This window comes from Sulfobacillus thermotolerans (genome assembly GCF_039623705.1).
Classification (GTDB): Bacteria; Bacillota; Sulfobacillia; order Sulfobacillales; family Sulfobacillaceae; genus Sulfobacillus; species Sulfobacillus thermotolerans.
The window spans coordinates 369,211-388,221 of the sequence record NZ_CP133983.1 but is presented as its reverse complement, the minus strand read 5'-3'; the positions used below and the strand labels follow the sequence as shown (position 1 = coordinate 388,221).

Here is a 19,011-nt window from a genome sequence, read left to right as displayed (position 1 = left end):
CTCATCCTCCGGTATTCATACCGCTGATGTTTTGACTTGCTCTAGACATAATCTCAACAAATTCTCCTCAAGCGGCGTCCGGTGAAAGACCATTTGCAAGGCACCAGCGAGGGCCCTGGGCGAAAGCACAAGACATAACCGCTGGAGAATCGCCTGGGGTTCACTGGCTGCTAACATTTCAATATATTCGTGCAGGGCTGGATAAAAAGCCGTTTTCATTTGTATCGTCTTGAGATAGTAGGCTTCTGCTTGCGTCATCTTCCCCTGCATGCGCGACACACGCGCCATTTGCCATAATGCTTTAAAGGTCCCGACACCCAACTCGGATTGCAAATACGCCTTCGGCACGCCTAATTGCAGGGCGTGTTGAAAGGACTCCCAAGCCCGGTCCCAATTGCCCTCATTGATGTAAACCATGCCTTCCCAATACACAAAGTCGGTATAATCGGGAAAAAGTCGCAATCCTTCCCGAATTGTCTGATGCACCTTGCGAAAATCTTTTTTGACCGTATAGACCTTGGCCAACGTCAACCAAAATAGCGGTTGCAAAGGCGCGGTGGGATGCATGAGAGCGATGGCTTGTTTCATATCTTTGGCCGCATCATCTAACCTCTGCAAGGCCATAAGGGTTTGCGCTCGCTGCCAAAACATGTAGGCTTTCCAATCGCTCGTACCCCGTTCTTTGATACTCAGATCCAACAAATCAAGGTTGCGCTGTAACTTGTCACGGCTGGTCATAACCTCATTGAGGTAGCCATAATGCATCAGGCGCACATCCAACGGGCCTAAATTAAAGCCCGCTCGCCCTATCGAGGGAATAATCTGTTCATGAATCCGCCCTTCCCAGCGGATACGAGGATCCGTCCGAAAAAGGCGCGTCACCCGAGCTTCGGACAAATCTTCCGCACGGTCTGTTAAAGAGACAATGCGAAGATTGTATGCATCGGCGGTGGGCTGAGTCACCCCCGCTAAAAGGTTAGGGATGTCATCAGCCAACAGTACCTCATCGGCATCCAGCATTAACGTCCATGGAGTTTTGACTTCCTCAAGCGCCCAATTGCGGGCTCTGGCAAAATCTTTCGGCCACGGCCTTGAAAACACGCGAGCGCCCTCACGTTGTGCGATGCTAATGGTATTGTCGTCACTGCCTGTATCGATGACGACGATATCATCCGCTATGGCGTGAACCGATTGCAAACATTGTTGAATAAAGCGTTCTTCATTACGTGCAATTAAAGCTACGGTAATCCCACTCATCCGGACCAACCTAATACGGCAGGCTCTTGGGATACCGGCTTTTGTAACCGGTAGTCGAGCTGATGAATCAGCTCGGTAATGGTTTGGGTTAAATCCGCCAACGTCCCCGCATCATGTTTGCGAGTACTGTCACATCAGGAATCAAATTGGTAAAAAGATTGGTCGTGTTTTGCACCGTCGCCCCTTGGAATTGAACGACGGCAGGCTCTGCCACTTGCACCGAGTTCACCGTGTATCCTGACGATGTGCTAGTCAGAATGCCCACGCTTGCCAAGGCGGCGCTTCCCCCCGTATAACTAATCGCTTGGTCGGTGACCGTCCCGTAGAGTTTCAAATAATAATCGCTTCCCGACTGTGCGGCCTGCGCTTGAACTGGCGCCCCACTTTGATTGATATCCGTCACTAACTGGTCCAAAGTGGTCGTCGACGTGACGGCAATCGACACCGAAACGCCGCCAATCGAAAACGCCACCGTCGTCGCCGCAAGTCCTAGGGCAGCCGTGGGGTCGGTGATGGTCATGGCTGTCGACGCATAGCCATCAATTTCTGACGTAGCCAATTGGCTCACATCAATCGCATAAGTCCCGGGTGGTGCATTGCCATCCGCCGCGGCCGTGGCCACCGCCGTATTCGAAGACACCGCCTCCATGGCTTGCAAGGCGGTACTCGAGCCTAGGGAATTCAGCCCCGATTGAAACGCCGCCGCATCCCCTTGTAACGTAGTCCACGCCGCACTATTGTTTTGCAGGGCTGTTAATTGCTGTTCCAGCGTATTGAGTTGTTGCGTCAACGGCTCAATGGCCATACTTTCCATCTCGTTTAAGGAGAGATCCGATAACATTTGAGCCGCCACATTATTCGTGCCATAAACGGCCGTCCAGTTAACCGCTATCCCTGACATGGCCACACCCCCATGCCAAAGCTCGCATCACACGCCTTTGAAATCGTGACATTCATGGACAACTTCCTCCTTGAAGTGAAATACCCGGTCCATCGGGCATAGAATGACAGATTCGCTACTGCAATCAGTGTACATGGACCTCCATATGGAAACAAAATTTATATCAACAATTCCTCTCAAGAATTTGGTTTCCGCAAGAAAAGTGCGTATGATAAGCATGGGAATTGCACCGAAAGGGTTCCTAAGACAACGGTTTCGAAGGAACGAAACCTGACCATTCTCAAGGAGGAAAAACCCATGATTATCAACACAAACGTTTCGGCTCTCTTTGCTGAGAACGCGGTGAATAACACCACCAACGCCCTATCGAATTTAGAACAGGAAATGTCTACCGGATATCAAATCAACTCGCCGGGCAACAACCCTGCAGGACTCGCGATCTCCACGTTAATGAGCGGCGAGCTTGGCGGGATTAACGCCAGTGTCAACAACGCGAACCAAGCGCTAAACTTGCTTGACACGGCTAACGGCGGAATACAAAACGATGTACAGATTGTGACGCAGATTCAACAATTAGCCACGCAAGCTTCAAACAGCACCGAAACGTCTCAGGACCAACAAGATTTTTCGTATTAGGCACCTCGAATGACTCTAATGCGGTGAGCAATGCGTCGTTTGTGGTCAATTTTGACCCATCTGCAGTTTCTGCCTCGACGTCACCCACGGTTCTGAGTTTCTCGGTCGTGGCGGCCACCAATCCGTTGACCTTCCAGGTCGGTCCCAATGACCAGCCCGCAGACCAAGTCAGCACCAATTTGGGTACATTCAACAGTGTGACGTTAGGACTCTCCAACATCAACGTGGTGGGTACTCAAAATGCCCAATACGGCATTACCTTGGCGAACAACGCCTTGTCGATGTTGACCAACGCCCAAGGCCAAATTGGAGCTCAGCAAGACCAGTTGAATTACACCATTGAGAACCTCAACACCGAAAATACCAACCTGCAAGCCGCCCAGTCGACCATTATGGACGCCAATATGGCGGAGGTCACGAGCAGCTTTGCTAAAGAGCAAATTCTGCAGCAAACAGGACTGCAAGCCCTGGCTTCCGCAAATTCGCTGCCTGGCATGGTGCTAAAGATTTTGGGTTAATTCATCCCCATCCCAGCACGCACACAATAAAGCCCGCTGTTATCATGCGGGCTTTATTGTGTTGTCAAGACAGCAGATCCTCATCTTAAAAGTCGCCTCTCGCCATCAAAAGACGGGAGAAAAATCTCTCCCCGGTTCCATACGGTAGTCTCTGTAGGCCGTAATCAGTCCCCCATTCAAAGGCCTTTGCGCCTCTAAATGAAAAGCCTCGGTTGTCACGGGTTCCACCTGCTCAGCAGAAAATCCAAACTTACGAGCGATACGAACGGTCAACTCATACCGTGATAAGCGTTCGGGCCCGACCACATGCAAAACCCCTACAAAATCGTCGACGACGGCCTGCCATGCCATTTTCCCTAAGCCGTCACTGGGCGTCGGCGTATTCCACTGGTCCGTAACCGCTTTCACGACAGCGCCTTGTTTCAGCTGTTGCACCACTCGGTATACAAAGTTGCGCGGATTGGCATCTTGGCTATAAATCCAAGCTGGGCGGATAATCACACTACGCGGAACATTTGACAGTAAAAAGTTTTCGATTTCGGCCTTATGGCGTCCATAGACTTGCAGGGGATGGACCTCATCGCCTTCGGAATAGGGACCATTTTCCCCATCAAAAACATAGTCTGTCGAGAAGAAGACCACCTTAGCGCCCCTCTGCGCTGCAAGCTCAGCCACCCGCCCAGGCGCTTGAACATTCAAACGGTAGCTGACATCAGGTTCCCGCTCACAACGATCGACATCCGGCAATGCCGCGGGAATCCACACCACATGAGGGTGCTCCCCATCTAGCAGCTGGATGACTGCCTTCTCATCTTCCATATTTAAGGACCGCAGGCCCGGTGCCGTATGAGTCCAACTCGTTCCCACGACCGATTCGTGACGCGTGGCCAACTCCTTGAACAAATACCCACCGACTTGGCCTGAGGCGCCGATAATCACATGTTTCATCCTGACTGTCATTCCCCCGTCTCAGAAAACACAAGGGCGATGAGGATCGCCCTTGTGTTCACGCCTCTTTGGCTAAGCGCTCCACGACGGCGCGGGCATTTCCCTCAACACCCAGATACACCTTAAGCCGCATAGAACCCAACATGCGCTCCATTCCTGGCCCCATGTGATTAGCCGCCACGTCGGTCACATGGTGGTCCATGAGAAAGCGGGCAATACGCGCATGGTGTTTGCCCTCGCCTCCTTCATCATGGAGCGTATCCCAATGCACGTCTTCTTCAGTCCAATCCGCAATCTGGTGACCCTCGACAGTAGCCAATGCCACCCGAGGAGCTTTTCCCCACCTGGGCTCCACTTCACCCGATACGGTCACCGGAATACAAATGATACGCGCCATCATACATCACCCCTTCTATAATTTTCCAGCAGCTTTCTTCTGTATGTACACCAAAATCCCTTGGGCATCTAACATCATGTCCAAAGCGAGCGGATTCACGTTTTGGACATGATGCCCTTGCCGTTTAATGTCTTGCAGAACAATCTGCTGCAAAGCTTCATGAATCATAGAATACTCCACGTTATCTGGCAATTGTTCGATTAATGCGCGAATATACTCCACACCCCGCCGCGTGAAATGAAATGCCTCCGCGGCCGGCGTGGTCTCCCCAAAATGCGTGTGAAATATTCTTTGAGGCTTTAACTTTTCCATTCGGGCGAGCGACTCAAGCATCACCTCCGGATCAAAGTCGACCGGAGACGTCGTGGGAAATCCATAGACAAAGTCCCACCCGGTATATTCAGGACGGTAACGAATCCCCACCATATCCCCACTAAATAAGCCTTGACTTTCGCTGTCCCAAACACACAAATGATGCTTAGCATGGCCGGGCGTATCATAAAAGGTCAGGGTATGCCGTCCAAGCTTTAAATGCGCGCCATCCCCTTCAACCACAACCCGCCGCGCCTCGATCGGCACCAGTGTACCAAATAACTCATCGGTCCGTTCGCCATAAACAGCGCGCACTCCTTGAGCCAGCCGAGAGGGGTCAATCAAATGCGTTGCTGCCCGAGCATGGGCATGAACCACAGCGCGGGGACTTGCTTGCATCATTTGTCCGGTCCCTCCCGCATGATCTAAATGCACATGGGTTACTATGATGTGATCAATGTCTTGAGGGCTGACGCCCACTTCCTGCAAGCCCGCTAAAAGCGTCTCGTGACTTCGTGCAGACCCCGTGTCCACCAAAGCCAGTTGCTTGTCTTTAATCAGGTAGGCACTCGAGCGAAATGGCTTCCCTTCTTCCAACAGATCAATCGCGTAAATACCTGATCCATAGTCAATGACCGCCATAACTATCCCTCCCCCTCTATTTTCTCCTGCTGCAGCCTATCTGGCAATTCTTCGTCGCGTCAGGACATTTCACTGCCCTATTCTGTTCGAGTTCCGCGGTTTCGTGGCATAAGGCTCAGACATTGCAGCAATAAGAGGGAACGGTGATGAGGGAGGTAACAAGCCTGTCGTCTCTCACAGGGGATTGAAGTCTGCCCCTCCCGCCTTGTGAGAACGATCGATTAAGAATGCTATTCTTTATTCGCCAAAAGCCGCACACGGTCGTTGCAATTTTTGCCACAACTCCAAGGTCCTTCGCGCATCAAAGGCGTGACGGGCTTGCAAGAATCCGTCCATCGCTTGCAGGAAATATTTCTCGGCGTCATCGTGTTTGCCCATGCGCGCACTCTTCTGCATTTGCCGACGATGCGCCAAGGCACGCACCCGGACGGCATGAATCTCATCGGCAATCTTCATCATGCGCGCAATCGTTTCATCAGCCTTGCGCCAAAAACCCCGCAGAATATAGACATGGGCGAGATCATCTAAAATGTACGCCGCCGATGCACTCTCCTCGCCGAGATACTCCACCGCATTTTCAATCAAGCGCTGAGCCAAGCCAAGCTTTCCTGCATAGAGATAGTACGCGCCACGGTCATGCACTGCCGCTGCATAAACGGCCACATTGTCCATTTCGATCGCTAACTGCTCGGCACGGTCTAAGTAGGGTAAAATAGCCGGCACCGCCTGGTACTGTTCAAGCTCAACCGCTGCTAAATTAATATAGGTCCATGCCAACCAAAAGGGCTCTTGCAGTTCGTCAGCAATTTCCAAAGCCTGCCCATAAAGGTGGCGGGCTTGCTCAAACTCTCCCATATTCATATAGCACGTTCCGCTGTTGAGCAGCATTTTGATGGCCGTCACGGAATCTGTCGTCGGTTCATTAAGGACTTCATCAAACAAATCAATTGCCCTGGCAAAATCATTAATGCCCATCATGGCCGCCCCCGTACGAATCAACACATCACGGCGCGCCTGACAGAACCCAGGCGGCATACAGGTCACCGCGTGCATGCCGACACGTACAGCATCTTCTCCCCGACCCGATAACGACAAGACCTGTAATAACGTGGGGACACTTTGGGGCAGCAAGTCATAAAATTGATAGGCCATGATCATGTCATATGCCTTCATGAGCATATCCGCCGCGTTGGGCTGATCACCGCGTTCATTGCACTTTAGTCCTTCATCGCACAACAACTGGGCCGCATGGTACATCGACTGGTTAGACGTCTGACTAGAGAAGACCGGTAAGCCAAAAACTTGGGCAAAATGATTCAGCCACTCTTGAGGAGGCCAGCATAGATTCTTCTCAATGAGATCAATCACCTGAACCGGAATGCCATCGGTGGCCAAATCTTCCTGCTCTAGCCCCTGACCGAGGCGTATAGCGCGAATCGCGTCACCAACCGTCTGCATTGTCGCAATATCCACTTCTACACCTCGTGAGACTCGATTTGACACGTTGTGTGTCAATGATAGCAGATGCTTGCCAGAGGATAAAGATTTTACAGTCTTTTTCAAGACACTATTTTCCATTTTCGGCGTACATGTCTAATTTTCCCTGCATTTTGCCAGAAATGCACCGCTATCGTCTGCAAATCGCGCCAATTTTGAAAGCGTTGGCGCGATCCGGTCACCGCAAATAGCGTATAATACGCGCTTTGCCACAGCGCGACCTTGATCGGGTAATACTTCCACAACAACCGCAAACGCGCTAGTTCGGCGAGTCGCTGGCGCTCGCCTTGGTCTTTGGGATCTGAGTGCCCGGGATGATGGAGCACGGTAGCATCGGGATTGAACAGCACCTGATATCCCAAGCGCCTAATGCGCAACCCAATTTCGGTATCGTCATGCCATTTGGGAAGCGCATCATCGAGTGGCCAAACCGGTTCTAAACCATCACGGCGAACGACCATGCCGCATCCCATGGGATAGTCGACAGGTTGTCCTCGCCACTGTTCCAGCACCTGCCGGAACGGTTCTAAAGGTTCTCCCCAGAGGCGATCTCGCCCGTGCCCAGAAGAATCTAACACCGATCCTGCCCCATTAATCGTCGTCCCGTTGTTCATTAAGACTAAAGGCGCAATGGCCCCAGCCCTCGGCGCGTTTTGCAGCATGGCTAACGATCCAGGCAACCACGTGGCTGTAGCTTCCCCATCACTGTCTAAAAACGCTAAAATTTTCCCCGACGCTAGTGCCACTCCCGCGTTGCGTCCCCCTGCCACCCCATGGTTGGTGGGCAAAAGCACCCGTTTAATGAGAGGCTCATGCAGGCCCTTTACAAACTCCCGGCTATCATCGGTCGAGCCGTTGTCTACGATAATTAATTCCCCGGGCTGATGCTCCAGGCGTAAGATAGAGGCCACCGCTCTCGGCAGAACATTCGCCCCGTTATAGTTCACGATAATGACCGACACGTCTGATAGGTTCATGTCTGGGCGACCTCCCGGTATAACGCATAATGCAGACGCCTGGTCTCCCTCCATGTCGGCAGTGCGTCACGAACCCCAGCACGCGAGAGGGACGTCGCCTGCTGCATGGCATGCGCCCATACCGCCACGTCACGGGTCTCAACGACCTGTAAGCCGGCCACATGCACATCACGCACGGCTCCCGTAGGCGACGCCACGGTAGGCACCCCAAACCACAAGGCTTCTAAGGCCCCTAGACCAAATCCTTCATAATGGGAGGGCTGAACATAAACGGCCGCATCCTGATAGAGTTGTACGCTCTGCGAGTCATCTACATATCCCAAGACATGAACCCGGTTCGCCACAGGAGATTGGCGCAAAGCCTCCCAAAAATCTTCGTTGTTCCAGCCCCGCGCCCCTGCCAAGACCAAATGATGAGGAAGATGGCCGTCTTTTACCGCATAGGCGAAGGCTTCTAACAAAAACGTCAAGTTTTTTCGCGGTTCAATCGTGCCGATATGCAAAAAATAGGGCGCATCCAGCCGGTAGCCAGAGGTAGGGGAAACATGTGCCAACCGGTCCGCTCCTAAGGGAATAACTCGAATGCGAGAAGCCGTCTTCGGCCACAACTTGACTAAATCAGTCTCCACTTCGTGGGAGGGTACAATAATCGCCGCCGCATGATGCACAGCATATTTGACCACCCGCTGTAAATAATGAACGGTGTCCGCCCGCACCGTGTGTGGCATGCGCATAAATGCAACGTCGTGCACCGTCACGACTCTTTTGACCCAAAAAGACGGCGGAATGCTAAATGCGGGTCCATGAACGACATCGAATCGCTTCCGCACCAAATGACTGGGCAACAACACACTTTGCCATGGCACACCGGGCACCAGACGAATCACGTCAATGGGCACTTTCCCCACCCGGCACTGTTCTTGTTCATACGACAACGCGGTAACGGCAACATCAGAAACGTCTTCGCCATCCCTTAGAATTTCTGCAATATATTGCGCGACTCCAGCCCTTTGTACTTGTGCGGAGAGCACACGCGCATCCACGCCTACCCGAATCACCCTCGCCCGCCTTCTTCCTTCCGCCATTGTTTGACCCACCGTACAAGTCTCGGCGGCGCAAGGCGCGCCATACCTCTTAACCATGCGGGGCGCAAAAGACCATACGGCTGCGATGGATCCTTTACGGCAATGAGGGTTGCCAAGCCACTTTGACCCAGCAACTCGGCATGCTGCTCCCACATGAGCCCGATCTTGTCATCGTCTACCCTCAGGCCGCGGACACTCGTTGTCGGCAGCAGCTCCGCCTTTAAGCCCTGCATCGCCAAAGAAATCAGCATATCCCACTGTGGCAGTACGCCCGCTGGTGCGTCCTCTGCAGGAGCCGCCAATACTTTTTTACGCACAACCCCCCGAGCCCAAGCTTGGCTTGGCACCAGCACGCGCGTGAGGTCAAGATCCTCTGGCACCTCCAATATGCCTGCATCGGTTTCAACCCAACCGTACACCGCACTCAGCTCTGGGACACACGCCAAGGTCTTCACCGCCTGCTCTAGAAAATCCCATGCCCACTGCTCGCCATTGCCTATGACCACCACAAAATCTCCTAGCGCATTTTCTGCTGCACTCCACGGATCACGTGCCTCCTCACGCCACACGACATGATCGGGAAGAGAAAGCGCCTTAGGCCACTGCGCGACCATTGGGGTTCAATAATCACGCTCAAACGCTGGGGGTAAGGGGGTATGCCACCTTTTCGGGTTGGCGGAAGCTCCTTCACAATCTTGGCTAACACCGCATCCGGATCCGCTTGTAAGGCGACCACCCGAGCTTGAGCGGCTTCCGCCAATGTGTTCGCCAACTCGGAATCGGTCAATACCTGCGCAATGGCGACGGAAAAAGAGGGCTGGTGCTCGGGATTAATCAAAATGCCAGCGCCCTCCTCCAACATTTCTCGCATTCCCCCCCATTTCGACCCAATGATAGGCACGCCCATGCGCATCGCTTCCAAACAGACATTCGGCCAATTTTCAAAACGGCTGGGAAACACCACAGCATGGGCCTGAGCATAATAATCACGCAGAGCCTCGCGGTTCACCGTCCCGACAAACTCCACCCGGTCCCAAAACTCTGAAGGCAGGCTGGACAGCAAATACCGTTGAAAAGACTGACCTCGGTAATGGGTATCTTGACCGATGAGTTGGAGCCGAAAATCCATTTGGCTCTCCCACAATGGAAGGCATGCCCTGAGCAGTAAATCAATCCCTTTTCGGTATTCCAAGCGCCCCACATAGACCAACGTCGCCGGCCCTTTTCGCTCGCGTTTTCCCGCCAAGGGCTGCCAGTTGGGTAATGGGTGACGCGTGACCAAAACGTTCCGTTTAAATTGGTCTTCATAGATTTCAGCCAAACCAACGGAAGGCGCCGTCAGCACATCACAATACTGCATCGCGTAGCGCTCTAACGCATAAATCCGCTGTCTATCGCTACGGGGGATTTCTTGGTTAATGCGATCACACAGCTCCAAGGACATGTGTCCATGGACCCTTAATGTGGTGCGAGCAAATTGACCCAAGAGACGTTTGGCCTTAATGGTAAAATATCCCTCGGCCAGGTAGTCGGGAAACTCAATAAGATCCCACGGTTGAGAAGAGGTCAACGCTAAAATTTTTTCATATAAGGCAAAAGCGTAGCCCATAGCCTCATCGCGAAACCTGGGATCGGCTTGAACGAAGTCGACCGCGACTGAATCAATCATCGTGCCTTGGGACGCAAGTCCTTTACTCAAAATCCGCACCTCATGGCCCGCCTGCGCCAGATCCTGGGCCCACTGACGCACATAGACGCCAATGCCGCCCGATGCCGTAACGCCTTGCAATTCTCGACTGGCGATCAGGATATTCACCGATTCGCCACCTCATGCAGCACTCGTTCATAGCCTTGATGGGTCAATTCCGCCGTCTTTTTCCATGAAAACGCACGAACCCATGCTTGTCCTGCTTCAATCAGTTGCCGTTGCTTTACCGGATCTTGCACAATGCTTAAGGCCGCTTCAGCCAGAACCTGGGGATCGGAGGTATCTACTAATAAAGCGGCAGGCCCCGCAATTTCGGGAAGAGAACTGTTCTTGCCCGTCACAACTGGACATCCCAAAGCCATAGCCTCGAGCACGGGCAGTCCAAAGCCTTCATAAAGACTGGGATATAAAAAACATCCTGCCTGTTGATATAAATGCGCCAATGTGGCATCGTCCACCATTCCCAATACTTCCAAGCGCGCATTGCCAGAAGCCGCATCCTGCAAGGGTGCCAACGCTTGACGCTCGACCCCCACGATCTTGACCGCTATCCCTTGGGCCGTGATGTATCTTGCCGCTTTCACAACAGCCGCTGTGTTTTTGCGCGGGTCGGCGGCGCCTAATGCCAGCACATAGGGCTCTTTAGGCCATGAGGCCGGGCGTATCGGATATTTCGGTGCTAAAGGGGTCACCACAATGCGGTCGGCCTTCACCCCCAATACTTGATGAATATCGCTGGCCGCATGGTGAGAGACCGTAAAGATGAGAGGAGCCCGCCGCGCAAGCCACTGAAGGGCATTCATCCGGTACAATCGGCTGATATGATGGCGCAAGGGAATTCGCCCGCCAAAGACCTGGCCGCGTTTGAACTCAATCACGTCATGCACCGTCATGATGACCGGGACCCGTGACACCAACGGCGCCATATTGGCTGTGCCATGTGCCAGCGCATAGGCACGAATGGCTGCCGGAAATGCCTGCTGTTCCCAGAGAAAAAAATTGGGTGCCCGCAAAATGTCGACACGGTAGTAGCTTCGCAAGGCTTGAACCACTTGCATATCGGCACTCTCGTCGCCAAAGAGGTGAAGATCGTAGCGGCGAGGCATATCCCCTAAATGCTGCAAGGTTTGAAACACATATTCGCCGATACCGCGTCGGGGACTCTGCAGCCCATAGCGTGCATCCATGGCAATGGTCGTGGTCACGTCAATCCATCCTCCATGTGTGCGGCAACACCAAGAGCCCGGGACTATTGCGCAAGGCCTGAATTCGCACAGGCAATACGCCCGGCCATTCGTCGAGTCTGCGGCCATTTTGGTCATAAATGGCCACCGTCACATCATAGGCCCCGCTCGTGAGAAATAACTGCGCCATATCCACGCTCACCCGGTTCATTCCTGGCTTGAGGCGAATGGGGACGCCATCGAGCACCGTAGAAAATGTTGCTAACTCTAATCCATCGGGGCGCCTGAGCACTAAGCTCACGTGTCCCACAAATTCCTCGGCGCTGTCATTGCGCAGATCTAATGTCACCGATACCGGATCTCCAGAGACCAATGCATCCACTGCTTTGCCCTGGCTTTTCAAAAACGCCTGGGCGACTTGGATAGGCCCTGGATGCGCCACCGTAGCTTCTGGCTCTGGAGTCCCTTGCGAAGTTTGGCCCATCAAGCTTTGCCGGTAAGCCAAAACGACGTCTCGTGGGGCCCCCGTTTTCTGCATAACGCCTTTGTTAATCCATACCGCTTGGTCCATTAACCGTTCAATAGACGACAAGTCATGGGACACAAGAAGAATGCTCGTACCTTCGCGCTTCATATGAAAAATGCGGTCCATACATTTTTGTTGAAACGCTTCATCCCCCACGGCCAGAATCTCATCCACGATGAGAATTTCGGGATCCACGCTCGTCGCGACGGCAAAGCCTAGCCGCGCATGCATTCCAGACGAATAATATTTGACAGGCGTATCGATGAACGGACGAATTTCAGCAAAATCAATGATCTCTTCCATTTTCGCCTCAATGGCCTTGCGCCCAATCCCTAAGATCGATGAGCGCGTCAATTCCATGCCCAATAGCAATTGGTGCCAACCAGTCTTCCACCTCGATAACAGGCTTTGAATGGGAGATAGGCGGGGTGCCCTAGCCTCCTGATCCTCAATTCGTACAGAATGTGACACCATGTTCGCCCCTTCGCGTTGTCGCATCTTCGCTCAGATGATACATTATTGGACAATCGTAACCAACAGTAAAAAACCGGTTCAAGCCCTACTTTGATGCCAACACGCCTTATCTTGACGCTATGACGTCAAACACGACCACGCCGCCTTTGTCGAACACAACCCGTGCGCGGCGCTTGTTAGCCATCAATGCTGATAACGTGCGGTAGACCGAAGGGGGCGTCGTATCATCGTGAAATTGTGTATCCCAGATGACCGCTGACCCGATTGGTACATGGGCAAGATTGAAGCGTTGCAAAGGCACTTGGTTGATAATAAACCCCAAATGAGGCAACACATTATTCTGCGCATAAATGGGGTGGTTCTTCGGTACAGCGACTAAAGCTTGTTCGATGGCCATTGTGTTGTTCGGCCGCACTTTCCACGCAGAATGATAGAAATCAAAACCCATGAGAACCAACAAGCCCATTGTCGCAAAAATGCCAGCCGCTCGAATTTGAAATGGCCAAGGTCGACGATCACGTGCCGCGACATCTAAAAGCATCAGTAATAAAAAGGGGGCGATGAGAGCCGACTTTTGATCAAAGGGAGAGGTGGACGCGGGCAGGGCCGACAGCATATTGCCCCCTAAATAGAGCAAGGCCAAAACTCCGTAAAAGCTCCACGGAAACGCTTTTCTTTGAACACTCAAGGCTCCGAGTACGACCAGAAACGGCGCAAGCACCCAGAGGGCGTAAAGGACGGCGCGAATCGTTAGCGTGTGCGAGACCGGTACGGTTATCCAGCCCAGAGCACTCAAACGGTCTAAGCGGATGTTAAGTCCCCAGAACATCCATGCCAAGACGCCGCCTATCGCCACCAAGCCCACCCACCATGTTTGACGCCGCACGGCAGCGATGAGCGTAACCATCAGAACCGCGATCGCCGCTTTACTGCCACAACCAGTTAAGAGCACCAAAAAGGCAACGAACTGCCCCCAATGGCGTTCCATCAATGCCTGCACCGCATACAGCACCAGCGGCACGGCCAAAACACTCATATGAAAGTCATACAGATTACCGGCAATCACCAACGGGCTCAAAAGATAAAGCGCTCCCACAAACGCCGCCACCTCACGGGGCACCGTCCACGCCCGTGCAATGCGCATCAAAGGAAAATAACCCGACGCTAACGCCAGCGTTTCGACGAGAAATAAGAAACCGGTGCCCAACCACGTCGCCGGATACGCCAAGACCACCAACAACCACGCATGATTTTTGGCTAAAACCGCTTGCCCTGTGTATGTCGAACGCGCACCTAACCCGTCATGCACCAACGCCGCCATGCCTTGTTGATAGTAGCCCAAGTCAAAACCATGCGCGACAAAGAGGCCCCACCGCAAAATTTGCGCAGAAACGACGAGAGCGGCATACGCCAATATCCGCGTCCAGGCGCTAAGCCCCATTTCTTCTCCGCGTTTCTCCTGCTCCGGCCTTATCCAGACATCTTCAACCATGTTCCGCCTCTTTCAGTGCTTCAATCCATAAAAACGTAGCATACCGCCACAAGGGCGGACGCTCTCTGCCCGTCTTGAAAAGCTACGATTCCCACGCCACCGGATCGACACCTTATTTACATCCCACTTCTGTGATTCTGTCACAGGTCAAGCGGACCAGCAAGACGCCGAAAAATCCCATTTTCGATTTCGATATTTTTTAATACGCGTTGATCATTTTCGTAATCAGCGGTTATAATGGGTTTTACCGAGTTTAATCTCGGTTGATAAGCGTTCAATACGTCAAGACGAGAATCCAAAAACGAACTAGTTCTTTCGAAGTGGAGCATAGTGTCACATTTCTTACATTTAAGAGGAGGGTACCGTATGCCGCGTCCAATTGTGGCCATTAATGACGCCAAAATTGTCAATCAACCTTCGAGTTTTAACATGTTTGAATCAGTAGGTCCCAAGGTCTGCATGGTGACCGCCAATCATTCCGGATTTGTTGGGTTTCAAAACCACGTGCAAATCGGTGTATTCCCAATGGGCGGACGATACGGTGCCGCAAAGATGGACATGCACGCAGAGCTAAACCCGTTAGGCATTCGCCAGTACACGATGTGGAAAAACTGGCAGGACCATGAGGAAATGCACTACGAGCAATTCGACAGCATTTTTCGGCTCTGTGCTAACTGCTTAGGTATGATTATTGAAGGACCATGGGAAAATCTGTACGAAATCACCAGTTCTGATTTGCCCGATAACATGGCGATGACCGACGTCCCCTCCAGGCTCGGCGCGGCCTTTATGGCCGGGCAGACGCCCGATGCGGTTTCGATGCCTTACGGCCAACGCGTCATTGCGGGGTCTGACCACCGCATTATCCCTGGTCGTGAGCAAGAATTTGAAACGGCCATCGAGGACCTCATGCAAATGTTTAAAAAAGCTCCGGGCTTCTTAGGCTACATGGTGCTGAAACAAATTGGCGCTTCCGCTATCGGCAGTTTTCAGTTAAATCCCGAAGGTCTTCACCAAGCTCTGCAAACCACCGGTGAATACCCGCCGCGCAATAAAGAAGGCAATTTCCAGTTACTCGATGCCAAAGCCACGCCTACTGAATATATTGTCCACATGGAGTGGCAAGATCTGAATTCCGCCATGATGGGTATTTCTCGTGTGGTCATTAATACGAAATACCGTGCGCAACACGACCGCGTGTTAGCCACCCTCGTTCAAGGACCCTATGTGACGTTATGGAATCCCTTGATGGAGGACACCTCGTGGCGTGAGTATCTTCACGAATAGGAGTTAACCCTTTCATCCAAGCTCCCCAGAAATTCTGGGGAGCTTTTTTGCGTGTGTCCAATGGATGAGCGCCACACATTTCAAGGAATTTCGCTTCTGCCGTGACGAAGAAACTGCAAGAATTTCGTATAATGGACAGCGTAAATATCCATTACCAGCGCGTGATCTATTACAGATGTCAGAGAGGTCTGATTTTGATGAAACCCGCCGACCGGATTACCCGTCTGCCCCAGCAATTTTTTGCCGGATTGGTCAATCTTGCCGTCGAACTGAAAGCCCAGGGCCGTCCGGTCATTAATCTGGGCCAAGGCAATCCCGATCAACCCACGCCGGAACCCATTGTCGCTGCCCTAAAGCGAGCAGCTGACAATCCCCGGTACCAACGCTACATTCCCTTTACAGGCTTGCCAGAACTCAAGCAGGCAGTGGCCCGTTGGTATGCGAGACGTCACGGCGTAACCTTAGACTGGAAACGGGAAGTCGCCATCTTAATCGGCAGTAAAATTGGCCTGCAAGAAATCTCCCTGGCCGTTTTGAATCCCGGTGATATGGCCTTAGTGCCTGATCCAGGGTATCCAGACTATTGGTCCGGAATTCGCTTGGCTGGCGGTCAAATGATTCCGTGGCCTTTGTCGCCGGACTCTTGGCTACCTGACGTGGACTTCCTCACGGATCAGGTGCGCCTCGCCTTTTTAAACTATCCCAACAACCCGACTGGTCAACTCGCCCCGGCTTCGTTCTTGGATCGCGTCATTGCCCGTGCGGAAGCGACCCATACGGTCATTGCCCATGACTTAGCTTACGGCGACATCGTCTATGATGGCCAACAAGCGGTTAGCCTATTAGCGCGGCCAGGCGGCAAAAATGTCGGAATAGAGTTCACCACGGTATCGAAATCCTACAATATGGCAGGATTCCGGTTGGGTTTCGCTGCCGGTCATCCCGACCTCATTGCCTATTTGGAAACGCTACAAGATCACTTGAACTGCAGTCAGTACGGCGCCATTCAAGAAGCGGCCATCACCGCGCTCGACTCGCCCCCTGAATCGGTTGCTGCGCTACGCGACCTCTATCAAAGGCGCCGTGACCGCTTTCTTACCGCCCTAAGCGCTGCTCACTGGAATCAAACCCCAAGTCAAGGGTCCATTTTCCAATGGTTGGCGCTTCCTGCTGGCACCTCGTCCGTTGCGTTTGCAGAACAGCTTGCCATGCACACCGCCGTTATCGTCGCACCTGGACGTGGCTTTGGGGAACGGGGCGAAGGCTATATTCGTGTATCCCTGACGGAAAATGAAGACACCCTAGCCCACGGATGCACGCAGGGGACATCAAAGGAGGATATTTTGTGATTCCGACATTTTCATTTACCGTCAGTTTTCTGGAACCGGGACTCCACGTCTATCATCTCACTCTTAAAATTGACCAATTGCCCAAAGGACGCCACACGCTCTCGTTACCCGTATGGACTCCGGGATCCTATGAAGTAGAAGATTATGCCCGTCATCTCTTCGATCTCACCGTAAAAGCCAACCAGCAAGACGTTGGCGTTCACCACGCGTCCAAAAATACTTGGGAATTCGAACTGTTTGAAGACCAAGCGGTGGAGGTACGTTACAAAGTCTACGCCTTTGAACTAGGGGTTGCGACCAGCCATCTAGACCAAAGTCACGCCTACTGGAACGGCGCCCAACTCTTCTTGTTGGTCGATGATTATAAAGCCGCGCCGTACTATGTCAGCCTCGAGGCGCCGCCCAGCTGGCAGGCTTCGACAGGTCTGGACCGGGCAGATGATGTCTGGGGACAATACCGCGCCGCCGATTACGACGTCTTAATTGATAGCCCCTTTGAAGTAGGAACCCACACCGTATGCACATTCGAAGTGGATGACAAACCGCACACCATTGCCGTATGGGGTCACGGTAATGAAGATCTGGACAAACTCACGCAAGATGTTAAGCGCATTGTTATTGCCCAGCGTGATCTTTTTGGTTCGTTGCCCTACGAGCATTACACGTTCATTTTACATTTAATGGACAAGTCTACCGGCGGATTAGAACATCTCAACTCGACAACCTGCGGTGTGGAGCGGTTTGCCTTTCGTCCGTGGAAAAATTATCGGCGGGTTTTAGGTCTCATTTCCCATGAGTTTTTCCACCTTTGGAACGTCAAACGCATTCATCCCGACATGCTAGGGCCCTTTGATTACAATAAAGAAGTCTACACGCACCTTTTGTGGGCCATGGAAGGCTTCACCGACTATTACGCGTATTTGACTTTGCGGCGCTCAGGTCTTTACTCTGTCAAAGACTATCTTGACGGGCTAGGAAGAAAAATCGCAGCGTATGAAAAACAGCCCGGTCGATTCGTGCAATCGCTGACCGAATCGAGTTTTGATACCTGGATTAAACTGTATAAGCCCGATGAGGATTCGGTCAATCGCACCCTGTCCTACTATCTCGGGGGAGACCTTCTCGGCACCTGCTTGGATTTAGAGATTCGCCAACGCACGGACAATCAAGCATCGTTGGACGATGTCTTACGTAGACTGTATGATCGTTATGGCGCCCATGGCATTGGTTTTCCAGAATCCGTCTATCAAGAAACCGTGGAAGAAGTCGCGCAGAGTTCCTTTGAAGACTTCTTTGCGCGCCATATCCATAAGCCTAATCCATTGCCTTTGGAAGACGCGTTACTCACCGCTGGTCTGAAGATTGAACGCTCTTACACACCCGGCGACGATGCGGAAGAAAGCCATGAATCCAATAATACGCAAAGCCCTCGGCCGTGGCTGGGCATTGAAACAAAAATTGTCGATGGGCATCAGCTTGTCGTCAAATCCGTTTATGCCCCAGGACCGTCTCAGACCCTGCTCAATGCAGGAGACCACATTATTGGTTTAAATGGATACCGTATCGCCTCAGCAGATGATCTCAAACACCGTATCCAATACGACCATCACGTTGGGGATACCGTGGTCGTGAACTTCTTCCGCCGGGGCCAATTGCAGTCCGTATCACTGGTCTTAGGGACGCAGCCGTTTGACAAGGTGCAACTCGTGCCTGTTAAAGAACCCAGTCCCCGCCAAACAGCCATTTTTGAGAGCTGGATGGTCGCCACATGGGATTCCGGTCTATCCTCAAGCGACCGTCCTTTATAAGCCAGGAGGCCTT

Annotated in this window: 18 protein-coding genes; 5 read left to right on the top strand and 13 right to left on the bottom strand. The window is 52.5% G+C overall.

The features are described 5' to 3' along the window. Positions 1 to 15: 15 nt before the first annotated feature. Entirely contained in the window at positions 16 to 1,257 is a 1,242-nt protein-coding gene (locus ORD20_RS01830) for a glycosyltransferase (RefSeq protein WP_103375736.1), read from the bottom strand. Positions 1,258 to 1,345: 88 nt separating this feature from the next. Next, a complete protein-coding gene (locus ORD20_RS01825; RefSeq protein ID WP_430626463.1) occupies positions 1,346 to 2,158 on the bottom strand; it encodes a flagellar cap protein FliD N-terminal domain-containing protein in 813 nt (270 codons plus the stop codon). Positions 2,159 to 2,455: 297 nt separating this feature from the next. Between ORD20_RS01825 and ORD20_RS01820 the strand changes: the two genes are divergently transcribed. Together ORD20_RS01820 and ORD20_RS01815 are read left to right on the top strand one after the other, a co-directional pair. Further along, complete coding sequence (locus ORD20_RS01820) at positions 2,456 to 2,794, top strand: flagellin (protein ID WP_430626462.1); 339 nt, start codon at positions 2,456 to 2,458, stop codon at positions 2,792 to 2,794. A gap of 23 nt (positions 2,795 to 2,817) precedes the next feature. Then, positions 2,818 to 3,312: a flagellin gene (locus ORD20_RS01815; protein ID WP_430626461.1), complete on the top strand. Its 495-nt coding sequence runs from the start codon at positions 2,818 to 2,820 to the stop codon at positions 3,310 to 3,312. Between the two features lie 105 nt (positions 3,313 to 3,417). On the opposite strand, the gene ORD20_RS01810 is transcribed toward ORD20_RS01815, so the two are convergent. The 11 genes from ORD20_RS01810 to ORD20_RS01760 all read right to left on the bottom strand — a co-directional run bounded on the left by ORD20_RS01810 (position 3,418) and on the right by ORD20_RS01760 (position 14,554). Next, a complete protein-coding gene (locus ORD20_RS01810) occupies positions 3,418 to 4,260 on the bottom strand; it encodes an SDR family oxidoreductase (protein ID WP_242968545.1) in 843 nt (280 codons plus the stop codon). A gap of 58 nt (positions 4,261 to 4,318) precedes the next feature. Further along, positions 4,319 to 4,660: a NifB/NifX family molybdenum-iron cluster-binding protein gene (locus ORD20_RS01805; RefSeq protein WP_242968544.1), complete on the bottom strand. Its 342-nt coding sequence runs from the start codon at positions 4,658 to 4,660 to the stop codon at positions 4,319 to 4,321. A 12-nt stretch (positions 4,661 to 4,672) separates the two neighbouring features. Then, positions 4,673 to 5,611, bottom strand: a complete 939-nt coding sequence (locus ORD20_RS01800) for an MBL fold metallo-hydrolase (RefSeq protein ID WP_103375731.1) — start codon at positions 5,609 to 5,611, stop codon at positions 4,673 to 4,675. A 237-nt stretch (positions 5,612 to 5,848) separates the two neighbouring features. After that, positions 5,849 to 7,084, bottom strand: coding sequence for a helix-turn-helix domain-containing protein (locus tag ORD20_RS01795; RefSeq protein WP_158246288.1), 1,236 nt, complete (start codon positions 7,082 to 7,084; stop codon positions 5,849 to 5,851). 86 nt (positions 7,085 to 7,170) lie between these two features. Beyond that, a complete protein-coding gene (locus ORD20_RS01790; protein ID WP_158246287.1) occupies positions 7,171 to 8,085 on the bottom strand; it encodes a glycosyltransferase family 2 protein in 915 nt (304 codons plus the stop codon). After that, positions 8,082 to 9,143, bottom strand: a complete 1,062-nt coding sequence (locus ORD20_RS01785; RefSeq protein ID WP_158246286.1) for a glycosyltransferase family 4 protein — start codon at positions 9,141 to 9,143, stop codon at positions 8,082 to 8,084. The genes ORD20_RS01790 and ORD20_RS01785 overlap by 4 nt, the downstream gene beginning before the upstream one ends. Next, the gene (locus ORD20_RS01780; RefSeq protein ID WP_430626460.1) at positions 9,140 to 9,676 is read right to left on the bottom strand and encodes a hypothetical protein; all 537 of its coding nucleotides are present in this window, start codon (positions 9,674 to 9,676) and stop codon (positions 9,140 to 9,142) included. Before ORD20_RS01780 ends, ORD20_RS01785 begins: the two co-directional genes overlap by 4 nt. An 11-nt stretch (positions 9,677 to 9,687) precedes the next feature. After that, positions 9,688 to 10,986, bottom strand: coding sequence for a glycosyltransferase family 4 protein (locus ORD20_RS01775; RefSeq protein ID WP_430626459.1), 1,299 nt, complete (start codon positions 10,984 to 10,986; stop codon positions 9,688 to 9,690). Continuing rightward, positions 10,983 to 12,083, bottom strand: coding sequence for a glycosyltransferase family 4 protein (locus ORD20_RS01770; RefSeq protein WP_158246285.1), 1,101 nt, complete (start codon positions 12,081 to 12,083; stop codon positions 10,983 to 10,985). Before ORD20_RS01770 ends, ORD20_RS01775 begins: the two co-directional genes overlap by 4 nt. Position 12,084: 1 nt before the next feature. Continuing rightward, the gene (locus tag ORD20_RS01765) at positions 12,085 to 13,062 is read right to left on the bottom strand and encodes an ABC transporter ATP-binding protein (protein ID WP_430626458.1); all 978 of its coding nucleotides are present in this window, start codon (positions 13,060 to 13,062) and stop codon (positions 12,085 to 12,087) included. Positions 13,063 to 13,168: 106 nt separating this feature from the next. After that, positions 13,169 to 14,554, bottom strand: coding sequence for a DUF2079 domain-containing protein (locus ORD20_RS01760; protein ID WP_103375723.1), 1,386 nt, complete (start codon positions 14,552 to 14,554; stop codon positions 13,169 to 13,171). Between the two features lie 366 nt (positions 14,555 to 14,920). Here ORD20_RS01760 and sor point away from each other — a divergent pair, with 366 nt between their 5' ends. From sor to ORD20_RS01745, 3 genes are all read left to right on the top strand, one after another. Continuing rightward, complete coding sequence (gene sor, locus ORD20_RS01755) at positions 14,921 to 15,841, top strand: sulfur oxygenase/reductase (RefSeq protein ID WP_103375722.1); 921 nt, start codon at positions 14,921 to 14,923, stop codon at positions 15,839 to 15,841. A 197-nt stretch (positions 15,842 to 16,038) separates the two neighbouring features. Then, positions 16,039 to 17,190: an aminotransferase class I/II-fold pyridoxal phosphate-dependent enzyme gene (locus ORD20_RS01750; RefSeq protein ID WP_430626669.1), complete on the top strand. Its 1,152-nt coding sequence runs from the start codon at positions 16,039 to 16,041 to the stop codon at positions 17,188 to 17,190. Further along, positions 17,187 to 18,998, top strand: coding sequence for a M61 family metallopeptidase (locus tag ORD20_RS01745; RefSeq protein WP_242968543.1), 1,812 nt, complete (start codon positions 17,187 to 17,189; stop codon positions 18,996 to 18,998). The genes ORD20_RS01750 and ORD20_RS01745 overlap by 4 nt, the downstream gene beginning before the upstream one ends. The last annotated feature ends 13 nt before the right edge of the window (positions 18,999 to 19,011 follow it).